This is a genomic window from Alcaligenes aquatilis (assembly GCF_003076515.1).
GTDB classification, from domain to species: domain Bacteria; phylum Pseudomonadota; class Gammaproteobacteria; order Burkholderiales; family Burkholderiaceae_B; genus Alcaligenes; species Alcaligenes aquatilis.
On record NZ_CP022390.1, the window covers coordinates 871,024 to 891,364 of the forward strand.

Consider the following 20,341-nt stretch of genomic DNA (forward strand, 5'->3'; position numbering starts at 1 on the left):
GCTGTCATTAACCTCGAAGGTTTAGCCGCGTTTGAACAAACGCTCGTGCATCCAGCCGTCGTTCGTCAGAATCAGGGCGGCTTTGCCTGAGAGTTCCTCGGCTTTTGCCCGCTCCGCAAAGTTTCTGTAATTGGCGCCGATCGCCTCGGATCGGGCCCAGTCTTCTGCATCTTCCAGTTTGAAGCGGTAATTTACCTGCGAGACTTTGACACCCATCATGTCGCTGGGCTCAGTAAAGTTGTCTACAGCCACAATGGTAAATTTGCCTGTGCAAAAGGCATCGTGCCCGCCCATTGTGTTGGCCCCGTTAGGAACCAGGAATTTTTGGCCGACTTCAGTAAGTTGATACTCGGAGCCCGGTTCCATCTTGTCACTGAACATCGCTTTGACTTCCGTATCGCGCTTGCTCAGTAAGCCGGCTTCCACCAAGGCGTCTGCCCGTTTTTTACTGCTGCCTATCGTGTCGCGATTGGATAGCGTAAATGGCGAACCTTTTGCCGGAATGGCAGCACATAGCCCTTTTTGAGTATCCAAATACGTTTGAATCGCCGTGCTGAAATTGCTTTTATTGGCATCTTTGGCACTGCCGCAGGCGGCCAGCAAAACAATAACACTGCTCATGGCGGCGATTTTAATGACGGTATGCAAAACGAACTTCCCCTGTAGGTTAAACAATCGGTCGCTTAGTATAGCTGCGCCGTTTGTGCTCTTTTGGGCAACGCTGTTTTAGCAATGTGTCTAAATGTCTCTTGTTAAGAGATTCAGTGTTTAGTGTGTAAGGGATGTGATGGATGGCCTAAGGCACGTCCATGCCGCGCGACGTATGCGAATGTGGTTGGCGTTGGCTTGCTTACCGTGGCCCGGCTCAGACCAGGCGAGCCGGGCAAGGTTGTGCAAAAAAGCCTGGGCTTAATCCAGCATGGCTTCTGCTTCAATCTCGATCAACCATTCCGACCGGGCCAGACCATGAATCAGAATCCAGGATGAAGGAGGGGGATTGACCGGGAAGCGTTTGAGCAATGCGGCTGCAATAGCATCTTGCTCTTGGGGCGAGCTGGCATCTTCCCGAATGAAAATTCGCAACATAATGACTTGGTCGATTGTGCCGCCTGCTTCGGCCAGAACCCGTTCTATATTGTCCAGTGCCGCTTCGGTTTGTTCGCGCATACCACCGCTGACGGTTTGCTCTTGGGCGTCGACACCCACTTGTCCGGACAACATGACACGGCGTTGGCCGGTAACAACCAGACCTTGGCTGAAACCGTATTGCAAAGAATTGAATACAGTGGGGGGATTAAGGGCGCTTTTAGTCATCTTCATAAACACATAAAAAGTCAGTTGAGGTGGTGTGTTCACGCACCGGGGTCGTATCTTGGGGCTTTATGTCGGAAGACAAGGGTTGAGCTGGAAATGGAGCGATTTCACTGGTTTGGACACGTCTTACATCGGCTTGCCGTAATTGGCTGATTCAGCCGCTAGAATGACGTGTCTACCTACCTAAAAGAGGCGCATATGGAAAACGACAAATCCATGATTCACGGCAAATGCCTGTGCGGTGCCGTTTCAATTCGTGTTCAGCAAGACAAGCCTTCGGTCAGTGCGTGCCATTGTGGCATCTGTCGCCATTGGTCCGGTGGTCCGTTCCTGTCGCTGGAGTCCCATGGAACCCCCGTGGTCGAAGGTGAGGAGCACGTGCGTTCCTATGCCTCCTCAGAGTGGGCGGAGCGCAGTTTTTGTGATGTGTGCGGTACCCATTTGTTTTACAAGCTCAAAGCAGGGGGCTTTCATGCTATCTCTGCTGGTCTGTTCAAGGATAGTGGGAGCTGGCCGTTTGAGCTGCAGGTCTTTATTGATGACAAACCTGGTAACTACGCATTTGCTAATAAAACGCGGGAGATGACGGGCGAAGACGTGATCAAGTTGTTTTCCTGATAATCGGGCTGGCTGGTGCAAGTCTGGTGTTTTATCTGGCCAAACCTGCATTGCCATGGCTATTAAAGAATGCTTCCAGGAACACGATCCTGGTCCACGCATAAGGAGTGCTCCATGATGAAAAGAATGCTTATTTTATCGCTGCCTGCACTATTGGTCGCTTGCGCCTCTTCTCAAGCTGATCTGGCAACTCAGGAAAATGTGGATCTGAACAAATACATGGGTACCTGGTTCGAGCAGGCGCGTTTGCCCAATAGTTTTCAGCGTGAGTGCATCGGTGATGTGCAAGCTAATTACGTGATGGCAGCCGATAAGACGATTACGGTCACCAATCGTTGTCAGGCTAAGGACGGTGAAGTGAAGGAAGCTATCGGGCAGGGGCGTTTGTCCCGTAGTGTGGAGCCGGCTGATCCGGCGATATTGGAAGTGCGCTTTGCGCCGAAATGGCTATCCTGGTTCCCCATGGTGTGGGGCGACTATTGGATCATGAAGCTGGAAGGGGACTATCAATATTCTTTAGTCGGGACACCGGACAGGAAATATCTCTGGGTGTTATCCAGGGAAAAACAGGCTGATCCACAGGTCGTGAACGAATTGCTGGATTACGCAGCCGCGCAAGGCTTCGCAGTGCAAAAGGTAGTACCGACCAACAAGTAGCGCGCATTCGGTAATGGCTCGATCAACACCTGCATAAATCAGAGCATCCCCTTAGGGTTTTTAGTAATAAGCATGGGGAAATTAGATCGTTTTGAATAGCTTGTGGCTGTGGTCGAATGGCACGACGGTATGTATCGGACGTGCCATTTTTTTATCGGAATGTGTTTATCATGAAGTCGTTTTTAAGCATTGCCGCAACCCTTACCCTGGCGTTGGTGGCTGGCGTGGCCCAGGCTGATCGTCTGGATGACATCAAGAAAACGGGTGTCTTGAAAGTAGCGTCTTTTGACAGCAACCCACCGTTTGGTTTTGTAGATCAGAAGTCCCGTCAGATCACCGGTCTGGATGTGGATTTTGCCCAGGCTCTGGCCGACAAACTGGGTGTGAAGCTGGAGGTCTTACCGACCAACCCGGCCAATCGTGTGCCGCTGCTGACGTCCAATAAAGTGGACCTGGTTCTGGCCAACTTCACCATCACGGAAGAGCGCGCCAAGCAAGTTGATTTCAGCATTCCGTACTTTGCATCAGGCCAGCAGTTCCTGGCCAAGAAAGGCGTCTTGTCCTCTCCCGAGCAGTTGAACTCGCTGCGTATTGGCGTGGATAAAGGTACGGTCAATGAGATCGTCCTGCGTGAAAAATACCCCCAGGCCAAGCTGGTTGCCTATGACGATACGCCCTTCGCCTTTACCGCTTTGCGTAATGGCAATGTGCAAGCCATTACTCAGGATGGCCCCAAGCTGATCGGTCTGCTGGCCAATGTGCCGGACAAGGAAAACTATGAAATCCCGGCCTTCAGCATTTCCGAGGACTTGATCGGCATTGGTATCCCCAAAGGCGAGACAGCACTGAAATCCTTTGTGGATGAAACTTTGCTGGAGCTGGAAACCCAGGGCAAGGCACAAGCCATTTATGACGTCTGGTTTGGCCCGCAATCCAAGACCCCGCTAGATCGCTTGTACCGCATCGGTCAGCAACAGTAAGTCATCACGTGCTTGCAGGCCAGCCTTGACTGTTCAGGCTGGCCTTTTCCTGTTTGTGTTTTTAACAGCGGGATCGCTTGATCCTGCTTTTTGGTGTTTGCTATGCCGTCTTCTGATTTCTGGCTGGCACCCCACTATGTGGGCTGGTTGCTTCAAGGGTTCTGGGTCACGATCCAGCTCTCTTTAGTTGTCTCTTTCGCTGCAACTATTTTGGGCTTTCTGGTGTGTATTGCCAGACTGTCGCCCTTTGTCTGCTTGGCCTGGCCGGTGCGCGCTTATCTGAGTCTGTTCCGTAATACGCCCTTGTTGGTGCAATTGTTCTTCTGGTATTTCGGAGCCTCGGCCTTGATGCCGCCGGAGCTGGTGCAATGGTTGAACACTCAGCATATCTTGCAACTGGTCTTGTTCGATGTGCAGTGGCCCAGTTTCGAGATGCTGGCCGCTTTTGTGGGTTTGACGATCTACACCACGGCTTTTGTAGCTGAAGAGTTACGCTCCGGCGTGCGGGCAGTGCGCAAAGGCCAATGGGCCGCTGCCGCTTCTTTGGGTATGTCGTCCATGCAGGTCTGGCGCTGTGTGGTGATGCCGCAGGCTTTGCGCAATACCTTTCCCTCGCTGATCGGGCAGTACATGAATGTCATCAAGAACACCTCGCTGACCATGGCCATTGGCTTGGCCGAGCTCTCTTATGCCTCCCGTCAGGTGGAAACGGAAACCTTCAAGACCTTCCAGTCCTTTGGGATTGCCACGCTGCTGTATGTTTTGTTGGTCATGCTGGTGGAGGTGGGAGGGCAGTGCTTGCAACGCCATCGCCTGCAAGTGCGAGGTGGGCTGTCATGAACGTCGATGTAATTCATGACAACCTGCTGTATTTCCTGGTGGGGGCGTATCCGCATGGCCCTTTAGGTGGGGCGGCGCTGACGCTCTTGTTAAGCGTGCTCTCGGCAAGTCTGTCGGCTATTTTGGGGCTGGTCTTTGGGGTGGCCCTGGTGTTGACGCGCGGTGTGGCGCATACCACCTTGCTGCTGTTTCTGGGCTTTTTCCGTGCCATCCCTGTGATCATGCTGATTTTCTGGGTGTACTTTCTGCTGCCCATTCTGTTCAAGGTGGATGTGCCGGGCCTGTTTACCGTGGTCTGCGCCTTGTCTTTGATTGGTGGTGCGTATCTGGCGCATTCGGTGTCAGCGGGCATCAGCAGCTTGCCGGCGGGGCAATGGCAAGCGGGCAGGGCGCTGGGCCTGAATACTGTTCAAATCATGACGTCCATCATTCTGCCGCAAGCCTTGCCGGTGATGTTGCCTTCTTTTATTAATCAGTGGGTTGCTTTGATCAAGGACACCTCGCTGGCTTATGTCATTGGCGTGGCGGAATTGTCTTTTGTTGCCACTCAGGTCAGCAATCGGGTCATGGTTCACCCCACTGAAATCTTCTTGTTTGTCGGGCTGATGTACTACGTGATTTGCGCAACGCTGGAGTTGCTTGCGAATCGGGTGGCCCGACGTTATGACAAACATCTGCGACTGGATGGCAAATGATCCGTATCGATAGTGTTTCCAAGTGGTATGGCACGTTTCAGGTGCTCAAGGACTGTACGGCCCAGGTGGACCGTCAGGAAGTGGTGGTGGTGTGCGGGCCTTCGGGCTCGGGCAAGTCCACCTTGTTGAAAACCGTCAATGGTCTGGAACCGTTCCAGCAAGGCACGATTCTGGTGGACGGCGTTTCCGTCGGCGATCCTGCGACGAATCTGCCGGAACTGCGCAGCCGGGTTGGGATGGTGTTTCAGAACTTCGAGCTGTTTCCGCATTTGAATGTCTTGGCCAATCTGACCTTGGCACAACGTAAAGTGCTGGGCAGGGGTCGTGATGAAGCGTCCGAACGGGCCTTGCTGTACCTGGATCGGGTGGGCCTGAAGGCGATGGCGGATCGCTATCCGGCCAGTTTGTCGGGTGGGCAGCAACAACGTGTCGCCATTGCACGGGCCTTGTGTATGGACCCGGTCTGCATGTTGTTTGACGAGCCTACCTCGGCTTTGGACCCGGAAATGGTCAACGAGGTGCTGGATGTGATGGTCAGCTTGGCGCAAGAGGGTATGACCATGATGTGCGTCACCCATGAAATGGGCTTTGCCCGCAAAGTGGCGGACCGGATGGTTTTCATGGATCAGGGCCAGATTCTGGAGGACGTACCCACGGATGTATTCTTTGGTGATCTGGAGGGCCGGCCACAGCGAGTGCAAACCTTTTTGTCCAAGGAGCTGCGTCTGTAGCTTGTACCTTTGCACGGCAGCTAGTTTGATGATTGCCAAGCCAAGCCAAGCCAAGCCAAGCCAAGCCAAGCCAAGCCAAGCCAAGCCAAGCCAAGCCAAGCCAAGCGCAGCAGAGGCTGGGGCCCGTCTTCATAAAAAAAGCCCGCCTGTTGAAAATGGGCGGGCTTTTTTATGGGCGAGCAAACCAGGCTTGATGAAACAGGGCTAATGACATGCTTGCCCGGCCTGGAGAGTGTCGCGATGTGCTCAGGAAGACTGAGCGGCTGTGTCGAACGATTGCAGCACAGACTCTGATGCCAGTACGGCACGGCGTGCCTGTTCGTGTTGATCATGCAGGGCCAGGTAATGTGCTTCGGCCTCATCGCCTCGCGCTACATCCCCTTTGTATGACTGCGCTACGTAGTTTGCGTACCAAATGGACTCGGCTACGGTCATACCCACAAACACTTCATTGTCGTCCTGATCTTGAGACAGGGCACGGATACCAGATAAATACGCCCGTTCACGGGGCTGAAATTCCAACATAAGACTCCTTGATAAGCCTCCATTGTAGTGGGTAGAAGAAATCAGGCCAGTGTTGTGCCGCTGATGTGGGTTCTATTGAGACCGACAAGCCAGGCAATGACTCGGATCAAGGAACCTTGTCGAGTTAATGGACTCTTAACGTTTGTATGAAAAATACGAAAGGAAAATAATGACGATGTTACGTATATCGCTGACCGTGGGCCTGCTGTGGGTGTCTGCATCGGCTCTCGCTGCCAACGGACAAGAAAATGCCCGTTTAGGGCGGGTCCATGTGCAGGCAGACAGCATTGAAATGCTGGGGGCGAATTCGCTGAAAGCCTCGGGCAATGTGGTGGTGATCGGCAAAGATAGCGTGATTCACAGCCACGAGGCGCTCATTAGCCAAGACGGTTCGGTCATTCAGGTGCAGGCCGTGCAGTCTGGGCAGAGCCACACGTCGGAGTTTGACCCGCTCAGCCTTCAGGATGCCCGTGCGGCGGGGGGAGAAATGAGGCTGCAAAGAGAAGGGTATGTCGCAGTAAAAACAAAAGGTTTAAGTACGACCTGGTGGAATCGTGCCACCCAGACATGCGTCATGGTCAAGACAAGTCAGGGTCGCTATAGCGAGGTCAAGGTGCTTGCCGCTTCTGTGTGCATGGGCTCTTGACGCGCCGTGTTTGGCGATGGCGCTGCCAGCTTGTTGGGATAAATCGTGGAACGTCAAAGACAAGTATTTTTCCATTGTGCTGCCACCGTGTCAGGACTAGGGCTGTCCTTGTTAGCCTTGCTCCTGGCTTTGGTGTTTTTAGTGGATGGGTTTGCTAACCCGCAGCGTCAATTCGCGCTGATCAATTATGTATTTGCCGCCTTGGGTCTGTGTTTTTCCTGCTTGATTTTCGCCATGAGCCGCACTTATGACCGTGTTTGTTGCGGCTTACCGATGGCAAATCAAGGTATTGGTAAACGACTGGGCTGGTATCTAACGGCGCTTTACGCCATTTTGATCGGTTTGCTTGCCTTGGGTGCCGCAGGCATAGGAGCAAGGCTGCTACAAGGGCAGCATATATTTGGTTAAGGTGAGCGCCTGGCAGGGCAAGGCGCTGGTGCTGTTTACGCTGGCATCGCCACCTTTTTCAGCCGATATGCCAAAGCAGGCCTAGTCAGCCCCAGCCTGCGCGCCGCTTCTGAAATATTCCCGTTCGTTTTCTTCAACGTCAATTGAATGATTTGTTCTTCTAAATCATCCAGATTGAAGGGTGTCTCCAGCAAATGCTCCACGCATTGGGTCTGGTTTGCCGTAAAACAGGTTTCCTTGGCCATATAGCCCTGGGTATTCAGGCTGCTCAGATATTGCAAAGCGCTTTTCTGCTGCGGAAACAGGTGGTGGGTTTCGATTTCATGATTGTGTTCGGTCAGGATGACACCGCGCTCGATCATGTTCTCGAACTCGCGGATATTGCCTGGCCAGTCGTACTGCATCAACAATTCCCGGCTGCGGTCGCTCACCCCCAGCACATGTTTTTTGTACATGCTGGAGTACTTGTTCAGGAAATATTCGGTCAGTAGCGGAATGTCTTCCTTGCGTTCACGTAGAGGCGGGATGTGGATGGGAAAGACATTCAGGCGATAGTACAGGTCGGCACGGAAAGTGCCTTTTTGTACGGCCTCGGCCAGATCTTCGTTGGTGGCGGCCACGACGCGTACATCGATATGGCGGATGTTTTCATCACCGACGCGCTCCAGCTCCTGTTCCTGCAAGACACGGAGCAGGGCGGCCTGGGACCGGGGCGATAGCTCCACGATTTCATCCAGAAAGATGGTGCCACTCTGGGCACGCTCAAAGCGACCGGGGCGGGATTTATGCGCGCCGGTATAAGCACCTTTCTCGACACCAAATAGTTCTGACTCAATCAGCTCCGGGGGAATGGACGCACAGTTCACTGCAATAAAGGGCTGATCTGCCCGATCGCTGGCGGCGTGCAGGCCGCGCGCGAAGGCTTCTTTCCCGACGCCGGTTTCCCCCAGCAGCAGCACGGAGACTTTGCTTTGTGCCGCCTTTTCCAGCAGATGACAGGCGGCCTGGTAGGCGGCGGACTGGCCAATGGAGTTGGGCAAGGTGAAGTTGGCGCTGGAGTGTTTGAACTCCTGTTCGCGCAACTTCACCAGCTCACATCGCAAGGCAAACAGTTCGTCCTGAACCGGGTCAGGCAGCATGAAGCGGTCAATCTCGGGGTCATCCGCTTCCCACTCTTCGGCAGGCTTGCCCACGATCTTGCAGTGGCTGTGGCCCATGGCGCCGCATTGGGTTTCTTTGTAGATGATGCTCTTGCCCATATAGAAGCTGGTGTAGCCACTGGCATACCCAAGCAAGCTCCAACAGACCGGCTCGCTGGATTGGCCGTGCTCTTTCTGGTGATTGCTGACTTCGTAGGAATCAAACCAGTCAAATTCGCCGTAGTACTGGCCGGCATCGCGATCAAAAGTCAGAGAAGTAGGCACCACTTTGACCATGCCGCGAATGGTGTGCATTTGTGGGCCGGCCAGAAAGGTCTCTTTCAATGAGAGGTCCGGGCGCACTTTTTGGGACACTTCAGCATCTTTCATGCCGGCGTGGTAGCCAAAGCGCATCAGAAAGTATTTGGCGCGCTCGCTGCCCAAAGAGGCAATCAGCTCCTTGCGTAGCTGGCCAAAACCGCTGGCATGCAGCAAAAGCATGCGCTGCTCGCCAAACCATATTTTTCCTTCACGGGCATCAAAGCGAATGGCGTCGATCAGGTCCTGACTTAATGGCAGTGTGAGTTCCGTAGCCCCCATGGCTGTCTCCATCTGTTGTTTCTTATTGTGGTTTTGGGTGTTTTAAAAATCAGTATGCCGCCTGTCTTTCTGGTGACTCAAGGAAAACAGAATAGTGTCCAGAGGACGGATAAAACGGTTTTTTCTAGGGCTTTACCCTAACTCAGCATTTGATGAAAACGGCGCTAAGCACTTGATCAAATGATCAATTTTCTGTTGAGCCAGCCGCTCAGTAGCACAGGGTATCTGACTGCCACCCCCTCTATCTCTTTAATCCTAAAGGGTTAAATCCTTCAAACATAAAGTTGGCACGCAGTTTGCTATGAACAGGCTGTGGACACTCATGCAACAGCTTGATCAGGAGGAGAACCGATGTCAGACACGAGCTTGCCCACTTTGACAAAGTACGTACGCGTGCGCAGTCCGGCCAATGCCCGCTTTGTGGAATTTGATTTTGCTATTGGTCAGCCGGACCTGTTTGTGGAACTGGTCATGCCACCGGCGGCATTTGAGCAGTTTTGCCTGCAGAACAATGTCCAGCCCATGAGCGAGGAGCAAATGCGGGTCAATGACGAGAACGAAGAAAAATGGCGTTTTGGTTATGACACTTTGGTCGGTAACAGCCGTCAGGCTGAAGCCCAGTAGGTTTTATTCAGGAGAACAAGAGGATGACATTAGAAATTAAAACGGCCAGTTTGCAGCCCGTGCGGCAAACCTTCGCCAACGTGGCTCGCCGCTTTGGTGAAAAGCCGGCTACCCGCTACCAGGAAGCGACATACGATGCCCAGGCGACGGCCAACTTTCATTACCGGCCCCTGTGGATGCCGGATAAGACCCTGAATGACCCCACGCATACCGCCATCCAGATGAAGGATTGGTATGTGTTCCGTGACCCCCGTCAGTTCTACTACGGTGCTTACGTGCAAAACCGTGCCCGCATGCAGGAAGCGGCTGAAACCAATTACGGCTTTTTTGAAAAGCGTGATCTGGCCCAGTACCTGAGCGAGGAGGTCAAAGCCAAGGTCACCCGTTTGCTGCTGCCTTTGCGCCACATCGAGCAAACCGCCAATCTGAACTTCATGTCCGGCTCGGCCTATGGGTATGGCACCACTATTACCCAAGCCTGTCTCTATGCCGGGATGGACGCGCTGGGTATGGCGCAATACGTCTCCCGTATTGGCCTGCTGATTGATGGCAATAGTGCCGATTCCCTGAGCCAAGCCAAAGAGGCCTGGATGCAGGATGCGGCCTGGCAAGGTCTGCGTGCCTTGTGCGAAAAAACGCTGGTTCAGAAAGACTGGTTTGAACTGCTGCTGGTGCAGTCCTTGCTGATCAACACCGTGGTGCATCAAGTGGTGTACCAGGGCCTGGTGGCGGATCTGGCCAAGGAAGGCGGCCGCGATCTGGATATGCTGCTGGAGTTCATGCTGGATTGCCATAAAGATCTGTCCAACTGGAGCGATAGCGTCTTCAAGATTGCCGTTGCTGAAAGCGAGCAAAACAAGCAGCAATTGCAAAACTGGCTGGATCAGTGGCTGCCGCAAGTGCAAGCCGCCTTCATGCCCTACATCCAGGCGGCCTTTGCCGACCAGGCTGATCAAGTCTGGGCACAAGTGCAGGAAACCATTGCCAAACGCGTCACGAAAGCAGGCCTGAGCCTGGGGGGAGAAGCCTGATGAAATCCAAGGTTTATATCGGTCTGCAAGATAACGACATGTCGCGCTACATCGTCGAGGCCATCGAGCAAGACAACCCGGACGCCACGGTGATTTATCAGCCAGCCATGATTCGCATTGAGTGTGTGGGCCAACTGACCGTCAAGCGCGAGACCGTGGAAGAAAAGTACGGGCAGCAGTGGGACATGCAGGAACTGCATCTGAATCTGATCACCTTGGGTGGCAATGTGGATGAAGATGAAGACCGCTTGTTGTTGCACTGGAACAGCTAAATCAGAAAAGGGGGCAATATGGCCACGAAAAAACTAAATATCAAAGACAAATATCGTTATCTGACGCGTGATCTGGACTGGGAATTCAGCTATCAGGATCGCAAGGACGCCTTCCCCTACGAGGAGTTCGAGGGCATCAAGATTACCGACTGGTCCAAATGGGAAGATCCGTTCCGTCTGACAATGGACGCGTACTGGAAGTACCAGGCTGAAAAAGAAAAGAAGCTGTACGCCATTTTTGATGCCTTCGCGCAGAACAATGGCCAGATGAATATTTCCGATCCGCGTTATCTGAACGCGATCAAGGTGTTCCTGACGGCGGTGACCCCGCTGGAATACCAGGCTTACCAGGGCTACTCCCATGTGGGACGTCAATTCAGCGGTATTGGCGCACGTATTGCGTGCCAGATGCAGTCGATTGACGAGCTGCGTCACGTCCAGACGCAGGTTCACGCCATGAGCCACTACAACAAGTTTTTCAATGGCTTCCAGGACTGGAGCCATATGCACGACCGCGTCTGGTACCTGTCCGTGCCCAAGTCTTTTTTTGAAGATGCCCGTGCTGCAGGCCCCTTTGAATTTCTGTTGGCAATCAGCTTCTCCTTCGAGTATGTGCTGACCAACTTGCTGTTCGTGCCCTTTATGTCGGGTGCGGCCTACAACGGCGACATGGCCACCGTGACTTTCGGCTTCAGCTCACAGTCTGATGAAGCACGCCACATGACGCTGGGTCTGGAAGTGATCAAGTTCCTGCTGGAGCAGCACGAGGACAACGTGCCGATTGTGCAGGAATGGATCGACAAATGGTTCTGGCGCGGCACCCGCCTGCTGTCCGTGGTGGCCATGATGATGGACTATATGCTTCCCAACAAGGTCATGTCCTGGAAAGAGGCTTGGGAGGTCTATTTCGAGCAGGCCGGTGGCGCATTGTTCAAGGATCTGGCCCGCTATGGCATTCGCATGCCCAAGTACAGCGATGTGATCGAGAAAGAGAAAGAGCACATCTCGCACCAAGCCTGGTGGATTTTCTACAACTTCGGCCATGCTGCCGGTTTCCACACCTGGATCCCCAGCGACGAGGAACTGGATTGGCTGAGCGCCAAGTACCCCGATACGTTCGACAAGTACTACCGCCCACGTTGGGAAATGGCCAAAAAGATGGAAGCCGAAGGCAAGCGTTTCTATTCCAGTGGCCTGCCACAACTGTGCCAGGTATGCCAGGTGCCCATGACCTTTACCGACATGGACAAGCCCGACGAAATTACCTATCGCCAAAGTCAGTACAAGGGCGAGCGTTACCACACGTGCTCGGATGGCTGCCGCGACATTTTCGAGCACGAGCCTGAAAAGTACATCCAGGCCTGGCTGCCGGTGAACCAGATCCTGCAAGGCGGCTGCGGTGGTCCTGAGCTGGAGAAGATCCTGAGCGACTACTACCAGCTGAACGTGGGTGTCGACAATATGGACTTCAAGGGTTCGGTGGACGAAGCGCGCTGGAATGAATGGAAAGGAGTGACGGCCTAGTCACACGAGACAAAGGACCGCGCCCCCGGCGGGCGCGGCCACGACCTAAAAAAATTGGAGATCAAGATGGCAGTTACTGCAATTACCCCGGACTACCAAGGCTACGCGCGCGATCAGAAATCGCATTACGGCGAAAGCATGTTGTTGTACATCGGTTGGGATGAGCACTTGTTGTTCTGCTCAGCCAAGGCTTTTCTGGTTCAGCCCGACATGACGGTGTCGCAACTGATTCAGCAATTGATGCCGGCCGGCTTTGCCCAGCACCCTGACTTCGAACAGATCGAGTGGAGCAAGGTGCAATGGAATCTGAATGGCGAGGCGGTTGAACTGAACCCGAACGACACCTTGGGTGCCCAGGGCTTTGATCACAAATCCTTGTTGCGTTTCAAAACCCCTGGCCTGAATGGCTACAAGGGTACGGGCGTATAAGAGGCGGAGGCAGCAATGACGTATCAGGTAACCGTAGAACCCACAGGTGATGTGGTCGAGGTGGAAGACGGACAAACCTTGTTGGACGCGGCGTTGCGACAAGGGGTTTGGTTGCCTTTTGCCTGTGGACATGGAACCTGTGGCACCTGCAAGGTGCAGGTGCTGGAAGGTTATGCAGACGCAGGCGATGCGTCCAGCTTTGCCCTGATGGATTCGGAGCGGGACGAAGGCAAGCTGCTGGCTTGCTGCTGCCTGCCCGAATCCGATATGGTCATCGAGGCCGATGTGGACGTGGACCCGGATTTTCAGGGGCTGCCCGTCGAGGATTATCAGGGCAAGGTCGTCCTGATTGAAGACTTGTCGCCCACGATCAAGCACATCCGCCTCGAACTGGATCGTCCGATGGCGTTCCAGGCCGGGCAGTACATCAACCTGCAGGTGCCGTCCATCGACAGTACCCGTGCTTTCTCCATTGCGAATCCGCCGTCCATGGCCGGCATTATCGATTTGCACGTACGCAAGGTGGAAGGGGGCGCAGGCACGACCTGGCTGCACGAGGAACTGGAAGTGGGGCAGTCTCTGGATGTGTCTGGTCCTTATGGGCAGTTTTTTGTGCGCAAGTCCGATCCACAAGGTGCGATTTTCATCGCCGGTGGCTCGGGCCTGTCCAGCCCCGAATCCATGATTATGGATTTGCTGGAAGAGGGCGATACCCGTCCTATTTATCTATTCCAGGGGGCGCGCAATAAAGCCGAGTTGTATCACGCCGATCATTTCTATCAGCTAGCTGAAAAGCATGACAATTTTCACTACATTCCGGCCTTGAATGCGCCCTTGCCGGAAGATGCCTGGGAAGGCTTTGTAGGCTTTGTACACGAGGCAGTGGGGCAGTTCTTTGAGCAACGCTGTTCAGGCAATAAAGCCTATTTGTGTGGACCGCCGCCCATGATCGAAGCGGCGATCTCCACCTTGATGCAAAGCCGTCTTTTTGAGCGTGACATTCACATGGAGCAGTTTCTGACAGCGGCAGATGGGGCAAGCGGCAAGGTGCGCTCGGCCTTGTTCAAGCGTATTTAAGGGCTAGGAATTTCCATCAGTCGGGCCCTTTGGCAATGAAAGGGCTCGACGGGTGCGCCATGAGCGCATTTTCAATATTTTGTTGAAATATGGCCAGCAGCCCCTCTTCGAGCCCTAGTGTGTGCATGACATTGCCTCCATGTACCAAACCCCGCTGCACGCCTTCGGCTATGGCGAAATCCTCTCCATCGAATACGACATCATTCGTATAGCTGAAACGTTTTTCTAGCGCCTTCATGCCCGCTTCTCCGTGAAACTGCTCGGGCCGATACAACATTTCATGTGTCCAGATGGTTCGATTCGGTGCCTCTGGATAGAACAGATTAATGGACACGTAATCTGGATGCATAATAAAAAAAGCGTGCGGGAAAATAGAGTAGTAAACCGATGCGAAATCAAGAATACGCCGCTGGTCCGCCTGCACATTCACTATTTCCTGAAAGTTGGTTCGCGCCGCCGCCAAGCGAATATGTGGCCCATATTCATGGTGGGCGATAACGCCCTTGCGAAAGGCATGTGACAGCGTATCGCGGTGAAGATAAGGGACGTGATAGCCTTCAAGATAGGTCTTGATCAACAGTTTCCAATTCGCTTCTTTGATAATTTGGGACTTGCGGTAAGGCACAAGCTCCGTCAGGCCGAAATGATCGAGGTCCTCGCCGACAAAGCCAAGAAAGTGCTCCAGATTTATCGTTGCGCCTGGCGTGGGGTGAATCCAGATGAGACCGGCCCGCTCCGCGACAGGCAGTTCGATCAATGAAAACGCGTGCTTATCGAGATCCGGAAAATTATAGGGTTTTGTCACTCCTTTAAGCTTGCCGTCCAAGTCATAGGACCATCCATGAAAAGGGCAGACGAAAGCCTTCAGACACGGTTCCGTGCCAGCAACGAGGCGCGCGCCACGATGACGGCAGATATTAAGGAACCCGCGCAGATGGCCTTCTTGAGTTCGCACGATGACATACGGGAATGAATCCCAATCACTCAGTAAATAACTACCCGGTTCCTGAATGCGTGAAGCGTGTCCAACCAGCATCGGATAATGCCGAAATACACTGCTCGTTTCTTTTTCCAGAATATCGGGGTCTGTATAAATATTCACAGGAAGTTGCACGACACGATCAAGCATGGACTGATCCCGGCCTGTGCGATGAAGTGCGAGAAGCGTATCCAGTAGTTGTAACTGTGCATCGTGCCGCATTATCTTTCCCTTTATACCGGGCTATCGCTGTTCGCCGTGCCCTGATATGAAGCCAAGCTTTTGGGGGGAGTCAGTTCAAGGAGTTTACGTGGCCGGAACCACTGTTCCCTGGGCCAGAGCGCATAGTTTTTGGGACTCGCCATCAATAGCGTAAACCTCGCATTGACAAATTGCCATGCGCTTTCCTGCACTACGTGCTTGCGCTTTGGCGACCAAACGAGTGCCAATCGCTGGCCGGATGTAATTGATTTTAAATTCTACGGTTAACGCGTTTCCGCCCAGTGCAAGCCCCCCAGCAAAAGTGATGGCATTGTCCGCCAGGTAACTGATTGCGCCACCATGAACAAATCCATGTTGCTGTTTGTGATGATCCTGAACAGCGAGTGCCAGTTCGGCGCTGTCCTTAGAGCATGTCACCAGCTCAGCGCCGATGAATTGGCTGAAGGCTTGTGATTGAAATATTTTTAAAGCAAATGCTTTTATATCGTCCATTGATAAGCACCTTTGCCGAAAATACTGAGTTAGGTTTTGCGCGTTGTTTTTGAGGGCAATTTTTATTTATTACTTTAGCAAGATGATAAACCGGAATGCTAAGTCGAAAACCCTACTTTTTTTGTAATTAAAACTGTATTACGGTTTTATGCTTATTTTTTAAAATGCCTTTATCTCTAATTTCGAAAGGCGCCATATATTATTTAAGCTAAATAATATATGACACTGATATGGCATCTATTGGACTTCGTCGCGCTATTCAGGCAGGACCATTGCTCAAAGCACTGTGCCCTGGAATTAGCCAGGGCGGCTTTTCTGCATACATTTCTTCGATAAACGCATGCATCTGGGCGATATACCAGGAGTTGTCGTTTTTTCTGTGGCTGAAAATAATGGGCGAGGTTACTTTCTCATCGTCAATCAGCCGGTACACAAGATCGCTGCGTATCTGGGCGGCGGAAGGAATCAGGCATAAGCCGACACCGCCTGCAACCAGTCCCATGGCCGTTTGCAGTTCCTTAACCTCGTGTACTTCGGAGGGGAAAACGGCGTTGTCGTGCAGAATGTTCAGTACATGATCGGCAAAGCTGGGGCGTGGGGATTTGGGATACACAATAAAGGCGTGATCAGCGATGACTTGCAAGGACACTGGCCCCCGGTCCTTGGCCAAGTCAATCTTGGGCGGGATCGCCAGCACCAGGCGTTCTTCACGCAGAACGGTGCGACAGACCGCGCTGTCATGGATGCGCACACGCCCAAAAGCGATATCAATCCGTCCGGCGCGCAAGGCGGCAATTTGCTGGCTGGAGGTCAGCTCCAGAAAGTGAAAGCGGATATCCGGATAGGCGTGGCGAAACTTCTGAATCAGGATAGGCAGGCCACCATATAAAGTGGAAGCGACAAAGCCAATCGACAATTGCGGACGCTGGTTTAGACCGACTTCGGTGGTTGCCGCCTTCATCACTTCTACACGATTGAGCAATTGCAGTGATTGTTCGTAAAAGATGCGGCCTGCCTCGGTCAGTTGCAGGGGGCGGCTCTCACGTGATAGCAGCAGCACATTGAGCTCCTGTTCGAGCAACTGGATCTGCCTGCTGAGTGCAGGTTGGGCGATGTGTAACTGTTCGGCAGCACGCGTGAAATTGCGCGCTTGGGCGACCGCAACAAAATAGCGGATTTGTTTCAAGTCCATGCCTGTGGTCCAGGTCCAGAAAACCCGGACCAATATATCACCTATCTCGACCATCCAAGCCTCAAGCATATACCTGACAAGCTTTAGGGTTAACGATAGGTTTTGTTTTGTGGGTGATGCAAGTATCTGATTTTATTAATAAAAAAACAAACTATAGCATTTTGCTATGGAGCGGGACCGATATGGTATTGGAAGCCTGCCCCTCTAAAGACTGTAATGAAAGCCATGCAGAACAGCCCCAGGATGTTAGATAAAACGGGCTGGGCAAGATCAGCCCGATGCTGTCCCTGTCGGGCTTGAATCAGGCTCAAGGCCAAGCCAGCAACACGCTGCCACGAGCCAGTCCGGTCTCAATCCGGAGCGATTTTTCTTTTCTATCACACGTACTTGCTATGTCTTCATGGACATGGGCAGGGACGGCTGCAACTCTCATAAAGGCCACATCATGTCAGTCCTTATGGATAAAACCAACGATATCAGGCACTTGCTTGATACTGCCCTGGAAGAAAACCAAGAAACAGGCGTGTATCGCTGCCGTCGTGACATCTTCACGAATCCGGATCTGTTCGAGCTGGAGATGAAGCATATTTTTGAAGGCAATTGGGTTTACCTAGCGCATGAAAGCCAGTTGCCCAATGTGAATGATTACTTCACTACCTATATTGGCCGCCAGCCCGTGTTTCTGACACGCGGCAAAGACGGCGGCTTGAATGCCTTTATCAATGCCTGTGCTCACCGGGGCGCCATGCTGTGCCGCCGCAAACATGGCAATAAAGGCAGCTTCACCTGTCCTTTTCATGGCTGGACCTTCAATAACGCGGGCAAGTTGCTCAAGGTCAAGGACGAGAAAAACACCCAGTATCCCGAGCAGTTCAATACCGATGGGTCGCATGACTTGAAGCATGTCGCGCGTTTTGAGAACTATCGTGGCTTTTTGTTTGGCAGCCTGAATCCGGATGTGGTGTCTCTGGACGAGTATCTGGGTGAAACCAAGGTCATCATCGACCAGATCGTGGACCAAGCCCCTGAAGGCCTGGAAGTGCTGCGCGGTAATTCTTCCTATATCTACGACGGCAACTGGAAGTTGCAGATGGAAAACGGGGCGGACGGCTATCACGTCAGTAGCGTGCACTGGAATTACGCCGCCACCATGGGGCGCCGCAAGGAGGGTGGGACGCAAGCGGTGGATGCGAATGGCTGGAGCAAAAGCCTGGGCGGTGTGTATGGCTTTGATTACGGCCATATCCTGCTGTGGACCAAGACCATGAATCCAACCGTGCGCCCGGTCTATGAGCACCGCGAAGAACTGAAACAGCGTCTGGGCGAGGAACGTGCCGAGTTCATCGTCAACCAGACCCGCAATCTGTGTCTGTACCCGAACGTGTATCTGATGGACCAGTTCTCTACCCAGATTCGGGTAACGCGTCCTATCAGCGTGGACAAGACAGAAGTCACGATTTACTGCTTTGGCCCTAAGGGTGAAAGTGCGGAGCAGCGTGCCATCCGTATCCGCCAATACGAAGACTTTTTTAATGTCTCCGGCATGGGGACGGCAGACGATCTGGAGGAATTCCGCGCCTGTCAGGAAGGCTATGCCGCAATGGCCGCTCCCTGGAATGACTTGAGCCGAGGTGCACCCTTGTGGGTGCAAGGCCCGGACGAGAACGCTACCGCCATGGGCATGAAGCCCTTGATCAGTGGCGGGCGAAGCGAAGATGAAGGCTTGTTTGTCTGCCAGCACGAGTACTGGGCCAAGACCATGAGCCAGGCACTGAACGCAGAAAGCGGGGAGGCCTAAGCCATGAACGCGACTTATCACTCTATTTGCGCTTTTCTGTATCGCGAAGCCCGTTTTCTGGATGACCGCCAGTGGGATGAATGGCTGGAGTGCTATAGCCCTAACGTCCAATACTGGATGCCTTGCTGGGACGATGATGATCAACTGACCGAAGATCCGCACAGCGAGATTTCCTTGATTTTTTATCCCAACCGCAATGGTCTGGAGGATCGGGTATTCCGCATCAAGACCGAGCGCTCCGGTGCCTCCACGCCCGAGCCGCGTACCGCTCATATGCTCAGCAATATCGAGATTTTGGCCGAGCGTGAGGGGCAGGTGGACGTCCGCTACAACTTTTTGACACTGAACCATCGCTACCGGGTGACGGATCAATTCTTCGGCACGATTTATCTGACTTTGTCACGTCAGGAGCAGGGCTGGTTGATTGAGCAAAAGAAGGTGGTGCTCAAAAACGACTACATCCGTCAAGTGATTGATGTGTATCACATTTAAAACGGGGAACCAGTCGTGAACAGCTATCGTATTGCGCTTAATTTTGAGGACGGCGTCACCCGTTTCGTGGACTGTGGTGAACACGAAAAAGTGCTGGATGCCGCGTATCGCCACCAGATCAATCTGCCTATGGATTGCTCGGACGGGGTGTGCGGCACCTGTAAATGTCAGGCCGAAAGTGGTCAGTATGAGCAGGGCGATGACTATATCGAGGATGCCCTGACGCCAGAGGAAGCGGACAAAGGTTTGGTTCTGACTTGCCAGATGATTCCCAAGTCGGATTGCGTGATTGCCGTGCCGATTTCATCGGGTGTGTGCAAGACCGCCGTGGTCAAGTGGCAGGGGCAGGTATCGGAATGCCGTCAGTATGAGGATGCGGCTTACGAACTGAAGATTGATGCGGCTGATGACGCCTTGCCTTTCCTGCCTGGGCAGTACGCGAATATCACGGTGCCCGGCGGGCAGACGCATCGCTCTTACTCCTTCAGTTCGGCACCGGGCCAGTCGCGCTTGAGCTTCTTGATCAAGCAGGTTCCGGGCGGCCTGATGAGCTCCTGGCTGGCGGCGAAGCCGCTAGGCCAGCAGGTGGAAATGACCGGGCCTTTGGGCAGTTTTTATCTGCGTCAGGTAACGCGCCCCTTGTTGTTCCTGGCCGGTGGCACAGGCTTGGCTCCGTTCTTGTCCATGTTGGAAGTCCTGGTCCGGCAAGGCTGTACGCAGCCTGTGCATCTGGTCTATGGCGTCACGCGTGATCAGGATCTGGTGATGCTGGCTGAGCTGGATTCCTATACCCAGCGCTTGCCCGGATTCAGCTACCTCACCTGCGTGGTGGACCCAGAATCCCGCCACGAACGCAAAGGCTACGTGACTCAGCATCTGGATCTGGCGCATTGGTATGAAGGACAGGTGGATGTGTACCTGTGCGGGCCGCCACCCATGGTGGATGCCGTCAGCCAGTTCATTGATGCCCAAGCTCATGCTCCCGCGAATTTCTACTACGAAAAATTCATCACCAGCCAATAAATGCATTCAAGCGGCGCCCCTTTTCGGGGCGTG

Annotated in this window: 24 protein-coding genes; 17 read left to right on the forward strand and 7 right to left on the reverse strand. The window is 53.3% G+C overall.

All coding sequences use genetic code 11. The annotated features are described in order from the left end of the window. Nucleotides 1–21: 21 nt before the first annotated feature. Together CA948_RS04080 and CA948_RS04085 are read right to left on the reverse strand one after the other, a co-directional pair. On the reverse strand, nucleotides 22–648 hold the full coding sequence (locus CA948_RS04080; RefSeq protein WP_108727404.1) for a hypothetical protein: 627 nt from the start codon (nucleotides 646–648) through the stop codon (nucleotides 22–24). 261 nt (nucleotides 649–909) lie between these two features. Continuing rightward, nucleotides 910–1,314 carry a RidA family protein gene (locus tag CA948_RS04085; RefSeq protein WP_094196538.1) on the reverse strand — a complete coding sequence of 135 codons (405 nt, stop codon included), beginning with the start codon at nucleotides 1,312–1,314 and terminating at the stop codon, nucleotides 910–912. 171 nt (nucleotides 1,315–1,485) lie between these two features. Between CA948_RS04085 and CA948_RS04090 the strand changes: the two genes are divergently transcribed. The 6 genes from CA948_RS04090 (at nucleotide 1,486) to CA948_RS04115 (ending at nucleotide 5,835) form a co-directional block, all read left to right on the forward strand. Beyond that, nucleotides 1,486–1,932 carry a GFA family protein gene (locus tag CA948_RS04090; RefSeq protein ID WP_230018315.1) on the forward strand — a complete coding sequence of 149 codons (447 nt, stop codon included), beginning with the start codon at nucleotides 1,486–1,488 and terminating at the stop codon, nucleotides 1,930–1,932. A 114-nt stretch (nucleotides 1,933–2,046) separates the two neighbouring features. Continuing rightward, entirely contained in the window at nucleotides 2,047–2,589 is a 543-nt protein-coding gene (locus tag CA948_RS04095; RefSeq protein ID WP_234354411.1) for a lipocalin family protein, read from the forward strand. A 170-nt stretch (nucleotides 2,590–2,759) separates the two neighbouring features. Next, complete coding sequence (locus CA948_RS04100) at nucleotides 2,760–3,569, forward strand: ABC transporter substrate-binding protein (protein WP_094196540.1); 810 nt, start codon at nucleotides 2,760–2,762, stop codon at nucleotides 3,567–3,569. A 102-nt stretch (nucleotides 3,570–3,671) separates the two neighbouring features. Beyond that, complete coding sequence (locus tag CA948_RS04105) at nucleotides 3,672–4,409, forward strand: amino acid ABC transporter permease (protein ID WP_108727405.1); 738 nt, start codon at nucleotides 3,672–3,674, stop codon at nucleotides 4,407–4,409. Then, entirely contained in the window at nucleotides 4,406–5,104 is a 699-nt protein-coding gene (locus CA948_RS04110) for an amino acid ABC transporter permease (RefSeq protein WP_108727406.1), read from the forward strand. Before CA948_RS04105 ends, CA948_RS04110 begins: the two co-directional genes overlap by 4 nt. Beyond that, nucleotides 5,101–5,835, forward strand: coding sequence for an amino acid ABC transporter ATP-binding protein (locus CA948_RS04115; RefSeq protein ID WP_094196543.1), 735 nt, complete (start codon nucleotides 5,101–5,103; stop codon nucleotides 5,833–5,835). The genes CA948_RS04110 and CA948_RS04115 overlap by 4 nt, the downstream gene beginning before the upstream one ends. Before the next feature lie 246 nt (nucleotides 5,836–6,081). Here the strand turns inward: CA948_RS04115 and CA948_RS04125 are convergent, their stop codons facing one another. Next, on the reverse strand, nucleotides 6,082–6,360 hold the full coding sequence (locus CA948_RS04125) for a hypothetical protein (RefSeq protein WP_094196545.1): 279 nt from the start codon (nucleotides 6,358–6,360) through the stop codon (nucleotides 6,082–6,084). 169 nt (nucleotides 6,361–6,529) lie between these two features. Between CA948_RS04125 and CA948_RS04130 the strand changes: the two genes are divergently transcribed. Together CA948_RS04130 and CA948_RS04135 are read left to right on the forward strand one after the other, a co-directional pair. Further along, entirely contained in the window at nucleotides 6,530–7,006 is a 477-nt protein-coding gene (locus tag CA948_RS04130) for a hypothetical protein (protein WP_108727408.1), read from the forward strand. A 45-nt stretch (nucleotides 7,007–7,051) separates the two neighbouring features. Further along, the gene (locus tag CA948_RS04135; RefSeq protein WP_125277818.1) at nucleotides 7,052–7,414 is read left to right on the forward strand and encodes a hypothetical protein; all 363 of its coding nucleotides are present in this window, start codon (nucleotides 7,052–7,054) and stop codon (nucleotides 7,412–7,414) included. A gap of 35 nt (nucleotides 7,415–7,449) precedes the next feature. Here CA948_RS04135 and CA948_RS04140 read toward each other — a convergent pair whose 3' ends face one another. Continuing rightward, a complete protein-coding gene (locus tag CA948_RS04140) occupies nucleotides 7,450–9,153 on the reverse strand; it encodes a sigma-54-dependent Fis family transcriptional regulator (RefSeq protein ID WP_108727409.1) in 1,704 nt (567 codons plus the stop codon). A 351-nt stretch (nucleotides 9,154–9,504) separates the two neighbouring features. Between CA948_RS04140 and CA948_RS04145 the strand changes: the two genes are divergently transcribed. From CA948_RS04145 to CA948_RS04170, 6 genes are all read left to right on the forward strand, one after another. Beyond that, complete coding sequence (locus tag CA948_RS04145; RefSeq protein WP_094196549.1) at nucleotides 9,505–9,777, forward strand: phenol hydroxylase subunit; 273 nt, start codon at nucleotides 9,505–9,507, stop codon at nucleotides 9,775–9,777. A gap of 23 nt (nucleotides 9,778–9,800) precedes the next feature. Further along, nucleotides 9,801–10,808, forward strand: a complete 1,008-nt coding sequence (locus CA948_RS04150) for an aromatic/alkene monooxygenase hydroxylase subunit beta (RefSeq protein WP_094196550.1) — start codon at nucleotides 9,801–9,803, stop codon at nucleotides 10,806–10,808. Beyond that, the gene (locus CA948_RS04155) at nucleotides 10,808–11,080 is read left to right on the forward strand and encodes an MmoB/DmpM family protein (RefSeq protein ID WP_094196551.1); all 273 of its coding nucleotides are present in this window, start codon (nucleotides 10,808–10,810) and stop codon (nucleotides 11,078–11,080) included. Before CA948_RS04150 ends, CA948_RS04155 begins: the two co-directional genes overlap by 1 nt. Nucleotides 11,081–11,098: 18 nt before the next feature. Further along, on the forward strand, nucleotides 11,099–12,604 hold the full coding sequence (locus tag CA948_RS04160; RefSeq protein WP_108727410.1) for an aromatic/alkene/methane monooxygenase hydroxylase/oxygenase subunit alpha: 1,506 nt from the start codon (nucleotides 11,099–11,101) through the stop codon (nucleotides 12,602–12,604). 66 nt (nucleotides 12,605–12,670) lie between these two features. Further along, nucleotides 12,671–13,033 carry a phenol hydroxylase subunit P4 gene (locus CA948_RS04165; protein ID WP_094196553.1) on the forward strand — a complete coding sequence of 121 codons (363 nt, stop codon included), beginning with the start codon at nucleotides 12,671–12,673 and terminating at the stop codon, nucleotides 13,031–13,033. Between the two features lie 15 nt (nucleotides 13,034–13,048). Then, nucleotides 13,049–14,110, forward strand: a complete 1,062-nt coding sequence (locus tag CA948_RS04170; protein WP_094196554.1) for an NADH:ubiquinone reductase (Na(+)-transporting) subunit F — start codon at nucleotides 13,049–13,051, stop codon at nucleotides 14,108–14,110. 16 nt (nucleotides 14,111–14,126) lie between these two features. On the opposite strand, the gene CA948_RS04175 is transcribed toward CA948_RS04170, so the two are convergent. The 3 genes from CA948_RS04175 to CA948_RS04185 all read right to left on the reverse strand — a co-directional run bounded on the left by CA948_RS04175 (nucleotide 14,127) and on the right by CA948_RS04185 (nucleotide 16,995). After that, nucleotides 14,127–15,239, reverse strand: a complete 1,113-nt coding sequence (locus tag CA948_RS04175; protein WP_238988651.1) for an aromatic ring-hydroxylating oxygenase subunit alpha — start codon at nucleotides 15,237–15,239, stop codon at nucleotides 14,127–14,129. A gap of 156 nt (nucleotides 15,240–15,395) precedes the next feature. Further along, on the reverse strand, nucleotides 15,396–15,803 hold the full coding sequence (locus tag CA948_RS04180) for a PaaI family thioesterase (protein WP_094196556.1): 408 nt from the start codon (nucleotides 15,801–15,803) through the stop codon (nucleotides 15,396–15,398). Nucleotides 15,804–16,062: 259 nt separating this feature from the next. Beyond that, on the reverse strand, nucleotides 16,063–16,995 hold the full coding sequence (locus CA948_RS04185; protein ID WP_094198333.1) for a LysR family transcriptional regulator: 933 nt from the start codon (nucleotides 16,993–16,995) through the stop codon (nucleotides 16,063–16,065). 445 nt (nucleotides 16,996–17,440) lie between these two features. On the opposite strand from CA948_RS04185, the gene CA948_RS04190 reads away from it, so the two are divergent. The 3 genes from CA948_RS04190 to benC are packed head-to-tail and all read left to right on the forward strand — an operon-like array spanning nucleotide 17,441 to nucleotide 20,308. Further along, nucleotides 17,441–18,793 carry a Rieske 2Fe-2S domain-containing protein gene (locus CA948_RS04190; protein WP_108727412.1) on the forward strand — a complete coding sequence of 451 codons (1,353 nt, stop codon included), beginning with the start codon at nucleotides 17,441–17,443 and terminating at the stop codon, nucleotides 18,791–18,793. A 3-nt stretch (nucleotides 18,794–18,796) separates the two neighbouring features. Then, nucleotides 18,797–19,285 (forward strand): benzoate 1,2-dioxygenase small subunit, encoded by a 489-nt coding sequence (benB, locus tag CA948_RS04195; RefSeq protein WP_108727413.1) that lies wholly within the window; start codon nucleotides 18,797–18,799, stop codon nucleotides 19,283–19,285. A 15-nt stretch (nucleotides 19,286–19,300) separates the two neighbouring features. Next, nucleotides 19,301–20,308 (forward strand): benzoate 1,2-dioxygenase electron transfer component BenC, encoded by a 1,008-nt coding sequence (gene benC, locus CA948_RS04200; RefSeq protein WP_108727414.1) that lies wholly within the window; start codon nucleotides 19,301–19,303, stop codon nucleotides 20,306–20,308. The last annotated feature ends 33 nt before the right edge of the window (nucleotides 20,309–20,341 follow it).

What these genes read in the sequence shown, in the direction of transcription:
- CA948_RS04160 (WP_108727410.1), top strand. Translation starts at nt 11,099, where the DNA reads ATGGCCACGAAAAAACTAAATATCAAAGACAAATATCGTTATCTGACG.
- CA948_RS04130 (WP_108727408.1), top strand. Translation starts at nt 6,530, where the DNA reads ATGACGATGTTACGTATATCGCTGACCGTGGGCCTGCTGTGGGTGTCT.
- benB (WP_108727413.1), top strand. Translation starts at nt 18,797, where the DNA reads ATGAACGCGACTTATCACTCTATTTGCGCTTTTCTGTATCGCGAAGCC.
- CA948_RS04145 (WP_094196549.1), top strand. Translation starts at nt 9,505, where the DNA reads ATGTCAGACACGAGCTTGCCCACTTTGACAAAGTACGTACGCGTGCGC.
- CA948_RS04190 (WP_108727412.1), top strand. Translation starts at nt 17,441, where the DNA reads ATGTCAGTCCTTATGGATAAAACCAACGATATCAGGCACTTGCTTGAT.
- CA948_RS04185 (WP_094198333.1), bottom strand. Translation starts at nt 16,995, where the DNA reads ATGGACTTGAAACAAATCCGCTATTTTGTTGCGGTCGCCCAAGCGCGC.
- CA948_RS04085 (WP_094196538.1), bottom strand. Translation starts at nt 1,314, where the DNA reads ATGACTAAAAGCGCCCTTAATCCCCCCACTGTATTCAATTCTTTGCAA.
- CA948_RS04180 (WP_094196556.1), bottom strand. Translation starts at nt 15,803, where the DNA reads ATGGACGATATAAAAGCATTTGCTTTAAAAATATTTCAATCACAAGCC.
- CA948_RS04175 (WP_238988651.1), bottom strand. Translation starts at nt 15,239, where the DNA reads ATGCTTGATCGTGTCGTGCAACTTCCTGTGAATATTTATACAGACCCC.
- CA948_RS04105 (WP_108727405.1), top strand. Translation starts at nt 3,672, where the DNA reads ATGCCGTCTTCTGATTTCTGGCTGGCACCCCACTATGTGGGCTGGTTG.
- CA948_RS04165 (WP_094196553.1), top strand. Translation starts at nt 12,671, where the DNA reads ATGGCAGTTACTGCAATTACCCCGGACTACCAAGGCTACGCGCGCGAT.
- CA948_RS04150 (WP_094196550.1), top strand. Translation starts at nt 9,801, where the DNA reads ATGACATTAGAAATTAAAACGGCCAGTTTGCAGCCCGTGCGGCAAACC.
- CA948_RS04140 (WP_108727409.1), bottom strand. Translation starts at nt 9,153, where the DNA reads ATGGGGGCTACGGAACTCACACTGCCATTAAGTCAGGACCTGATCGAC.
- CA948_RS04095 (WP_234354411.1), top strand. Translation starts at nt 2,047, where the DNA reads ATGATGAAAAGAATGCTTATTTTATCGCTGCCTGCACTATTGGTCGCT.
- CA948_RS04110 (WP_108727406.1), top strand. Translation starts at nt 4,406, where the DNA reads ATGAACGTCGATGTAATTCATGACAACCTGCTGTATTTCCTGGTGGGG.
- CA948_RS04100 (WP_094196540.1), top strand. Translation starts at nt 2,760, where the DNA reads ATGAAGTCGTTTTTAAGCATTGCCGCAACCCTTACCCTGGCGTTGGTG.
- CA948_RS04125 (WP_094196545.1), bottom strand. Translation starts at nt 6,360, where the DNA reads ATGTTGGAATTTCAGCCCCGTGAACGGGCGTATTTATCTGGTATCCGT.
- CA948_RS04115 (WP_094196543.1), top strand. Translation starts at nt 5,101, where the DNA reads ATGATCCGTATCGATAGTGTTTCCAAGTGGTATGGCACGTTTCAGGTG.
- CA948_RS04155 (WP_094196551.1), top strand. Translation starts at nt 10,808, where the DNA reads ATGAAATCCAAGGTTTATATCGGTCTGCAAGATAACGACATGTCGCGC.
- CA948_RS04170 (WP_094196554.1), top strand. Translation starts at nt 13,049, where the DNA reads ATGACGTATCAGGTAACCGTAGAACCCACAGGTGATGTGGTCGAGGTG.